Origin of the sequence: Cellulomonas septica (genome assembly GCF_012396155.1) — a bacterium.
In the GTDB taxonomy this organism is placed as follows: domain Bacteria; phylum Actinomycetota; class Actinomycetes; order Actinomycetales; family Cellulomonadaceae; genus Cellulomonas; species Cellulomonas septica.
The window spans coordinates 1-3,596 of sequence record NZ_JAAXOY010000358.1 but is presented as its reverse complement, the minus strand read 5'-3'; the positions used below and the strand labels follow the sequence as shown (position 1 = coordinate 3,596).

General features: G+C 73.6%; 4 protein-coding genes. 1 reads left to right on the top strand and 3 read right to left on the bottom strand.

All coding sequences use genetic code 11. From position 1 onward, the window contains the following. Positions 1-156 precede the first annotated feature (156 nt). From sucD to HGA02_RS13160, 3 genes are all read right to left on the bottom strand, one after another. Positions 157-1,038, bottom strand: a complete 882-nt coding sequence (gene sucD / locus HGA02_RS13170) for a succinate--CoA ligase subunit alpha (protein WP_168679391.1) — start codon at positions 1,036-1,038, stop codon at positions 157-159. A gap of 32 nt (positions 1,039-1,070) precedes the next feature. Continuing rightward, a complete protein-coding gene (gene sucC, locus HGA02_RS13165) occupies positions 1,071-2,252 on the bottom strand; it encodes an ADP-forming succinate--CoA ligase subunit beta (RefSeq protein WP_168679390.1) in 1,182 nt (393 codons plus the stop codon). Between the two features lie 158 nt (positions 2,253-2,410). Next, complete coding sequence (locus HGA02_RS13160; RefSeq protein ID WP_168679389.1) at positions 2,411-2,779, bottom strand: TraR/DksA family transcriptional regulator; 369 nt, start codon at positions 2,777-2,779, stop codon at positions 2,411-2,413. Between the two features lie 55 nt (positions 2,780-2,834). Here HGA02_RS13160 and HGA02_RS13155 point away from each other — a divergent pair, with 55 nt between their 5' ends. Next, on the top strand, positions 2,835-3,512 hold the full coding sequence (locus tag HGA02_RS13155; protein ID WP_168679388.1) for a nucleoside/nucleotide kinase family protein: 678 nt from the start codon (positions 2,835-2,837) through the stop codon (positions 3,510-3,512). The last annotated feature ends 84 nt before the right edge of the window (positions 3,513-3,596 follow it).

Sequence of the window (3,596 nt, the reverse complement as noted above, 5' to 3'; positions counted from 1 at the left end):
CCGCGCCGGCCGCCGCGTCATCTCCGACCATGCCGCTCCGGCCGTTGGCAGCGCCCGCGCGACGACCGTCACTCGTCGCCCACGCTCCGGCCGCGTGCCGCCCGGACGCACGACACCCCCGCGCCCGGGTCGGGAGCGGGGGTGTCGTGGGGTGGTTCAGGAGCGCGTGAGCAGCTCGCGCGCGAGCGCCGCGGTCTCCGACGGGGTCTTGCCGACCTTGACGCCGGCGGCCTCGAGGGCCTCCTTCTTCGCCTGCGCGGTGCCCGACGAGCCGGACACGATCGCGCCCGCGTGGCCCATCGTCTTGCCCTCGGGGGCGGTGAAGCCCGCGACGTAGCCGACGACCGGCTTGGTGACGTTCGCCTGGATGTAGGCCGCGGCCCGCTCCTCGGCGTCGCCGCCGATCTCGCCGATCATGACGATGAGCTCGGTCTCCGGGTCCGCCTCGAACGCGGCGAGCGCGTCGATGTGCGTCGTGCCGATGATCGGGTCGCCGCCGATGCCGATGGCCGTCGAGAACCCGAAGTCCCGCAGCTCGTACATCATCTGGTAGGTCAGCGTGCCGGACTTCGACACGAGGCCGACCTTGCCGGGGCCCGTGATGTCGGCCGGGATGATGCCGACGTTCGACTTCCCGGGGCTGATGAGGCCCGGGCAGTTCGGGCCGATGAGCCGGACGCCCTTCTCCTGCGCGTAGGAGAAGAACTCCGCGGTGTCGGCCACCGGGACGCCCTCGGTGATGATGACGACGAGCGGGATGCCCGCGTCGACGGCCTCGACGACCGCACCCTTGGTGTGGGCGGGCGGCACGAAGATGACGGAGACGTCGGCACCGGTCTTCTCGATGGCCTCGGCCACCGAGCCGAACACGGGGACGTCGACGTCGCCGAACGACTGCGTCGTCCCGGCCTTCCGCGGGTTGACGCCGCCGACGACGTCCGTGCCGGACGCGAGCATGCGCGTCGTGTGCTTGGTGCCCTCGGAGCCGGTCATGCCCTGGACGATGACCTTGGACGCCTCGGTGAGGAAGATCGCCATGTCTGTCTGCTTCTCTCTGCTTCTCGAGGGTCTCAGGCGGCAGTGTGGGCCAGGCGGGCGGCCTCGTCGGCCCCGCCGTCCATCGTGTCCGCGAGCGTGACGAGCGGGTGGCCGGCGTCCGCGAGGATGCGGCGGCCCTCCAGCACGTTGTTGCCGTCGAGGCGGACGACCAGCGGCTTCGAGGCCTCGTCGCCGAGGATCTCGAGCGCCGCGACGATGCCGTTGGCGACCGCGTCGCACGCCGTGATGCCGCCGAAGACGTTGACGAACACCGACTTGACCTGCGGGTCCGTGAGGATGATGTCGAGGCCGGCGGCCATGACCTCGGCCGACGCGCCGCCGCCGATGTCGAGGAAGTTGGCGGGCTTCACGCCGCCGTGCGCCTCGCCGGCGTAGGCGACGACGTCGAGCGTGCTCATGACGAGCCCCGCGCCGTTGCCGATGATGCCGACCTCGCCGTCGAGCTTGACGTAGTTGAGGTCCTTCTCCTTGGCGCGCGCCTCGAGCGGGTCGGCGGCGGCCTTGTCCTCGAGCGCCTCGTGGTCCGCGTGGCGGAAGTCCGCGTTGGCGTCGAGCGTGACCTTGCCGTCGAGCGCGACGACGTCGCCGTCCTCGGTCAGGACGAGCGGGTTCACCTCGACGAGCGTGGCGTCCTCGGCCTGGTAGACGGTCCACAGCTTCTGCAGCACGTCCGCGACCTTGCCGGCCAGCTCGGGCGCGAAGCCCGCGGCGGCGACGATCTCGTCGGCCTTGGCCTGGTCGATGCCCGTGCGCGGGTCGACCGCGACCTTGGCGAGCGCCTCGGGGCGCTCGACCGCGAGCTGCTCGATCTCCATGCCGCCCTCGACCGACGCCATCGCGAGGTAGCGACGCTCGGCGCGGTCCAGCAGCAGGGAGAAGTAGAACTCCTGGGCGATCTTCGCGCCGGCCGCGATCATCACGCGGTGGACGGTGTGGCCCTTGATGTCCATGCCGAGGATCTCGCCGGCCTTCTCGGCGGCCTCGTCGGCGGAGCGGGCGAGCTTGACGCCACCGGCCTTGCCGCGGCCGCCGGTCTTCACCTGCGCCTTGACGACCACGACGCCACCCTCGGCGGGCAGCAGGCGGGACGCCGCGTCGCGGGCCTCGTCGGGAGTCGTGGCGACGATGCCGCCGAGCACGGGCACCCCGTGCTTCTCGAAGATGTCACGTGCCTGGTACTCGAACAGGTCCACTTCGGTCCCGGTTCCTCTCGTCCGACCGGCCTGGCGCGACCACGGTCCGGCCGCAGCGCCGTCGCCGATCGTAGCCTTCGGGCGGAGATATCTTCACATCGAGAGATGTGGCGTGCGCGACGTCCCCGGTCACCGGGTCGGCGTGGGAGGCGGGCCGGTCAGCGTCGCCCGCCGGCCGCGCAGGTCACGCACGTCGTCGCCGTCGGGCGGGCCGCGAGGCGCTCGGGCGGGATCGGGCGACCGCACGACGCGCACGTGCCGTACGTGCCCTCGTCGAGCCGCCGCAGCGCGCGGTCGACCTCCGCCAGCCGCTCGGTCGCGGCCGCCGCGAGCGCGTCGACCTGCGCGCGCTCGAACGCGATCGTCGCGCCCTCCGGGTCGTGCTCGTCGTCGGCGTTGCTGTCCCGCGACGCGTCCACGACGGCCGTGTGCTCGTCGACCAGCGCGGCGAGGCGGCGCTCGGCCTCCCGCCGCACGTCCGCGAGCCGTTCCCGCACCTCGTCGTCGTCCGTCGCGCGTGCGTCCATGCCCCCACCGTGCCGCGCACCTCCGACACCCGCGCGTCGCCGCTACGGTCGCGACATGCCGCCGCACGCCGCCCCGACCGAGGTCCGCACCCGCCTGCTCGACGAGATGGCCGCGCTGGTGCCGGACCCCGCGGCGCTCCGGCGGCCGGTGCTGGTCGGGGTCGACGGCGTCGACGGCGCGGGCAAGACCGTCCTGGCCGACGAGCTCGCGGTGGCGCTGGGCACCCTCGGACGCACCGTCGTCCGTGCGTCGGTCGACGGCTTCCACCGCGCACGCGCCGACCGGTACGCGCGCGGCCGACGTTCCCCCGAAGGGTTCTACCGCGACTCGTACGACCACGACGCGCTGCACCGCGAGCTGCTGGCACCGTTCGGACCGGGCGGCTCCCGCCGGTACCGGACGGCCGTGCGCGACGTGGCCACCGACCGGCCCCTCGACGCCCCCGTGCGCACCGCGCCGGACGACGCGGTCCTGGTCGTCGACGGCATCTTCCTGCACCGTCCCGAGCTGGCCGGGTGGTGGGACGTCTCCGTCTTCCTGAGGGTGCCGTTCGACGTGACGTTCGCGCGGATGGCGGTGCGGGACGGCTGCCCGGCGGACCCCTACGACCCGGTGAACGCGCGGTACCGCGACGGGCAGCTGCTCTACCTCGCCGAGGTTGCGCCCGCAGACCGCGCGACCGTCGTGGTGGACAACGCCGACCCGGCGCGACCAGTCGTCGTCCGCGACTGAGGCCGGGCGCGCCCGCGCCGTCGGCGCGCCACTGAGGGCGCGCCCACGGGTGCCGAGCGGTCCCGTGCGGCGGCGCACGCCAGC

Excerpts from the sequence above, each read along its gene's own strand:
- sucD (WP_168679391.1), bottom strand. The coding sequence starts at position 1,038 with ATGGCGATCTTCCTCACCGAGGCGTCCAAGGTCATCGTCCAGGGCATG.
- HGA02_RS13160 (WP_168679389.1), bottom strand. The coding sequence starts at position 2,779 with ATGGACGCACGCGCGACGGACGACGACGAGGTGCGGGAACGGCTCGCG.
- HGA02_RS13155 (WP_168679388.1), top strand. The coding sequence starts at position 2,835 with ATGCCGCCGCACGCCGCCCCGACCGAGGTCCGCACCCGCCTGCTCGAC.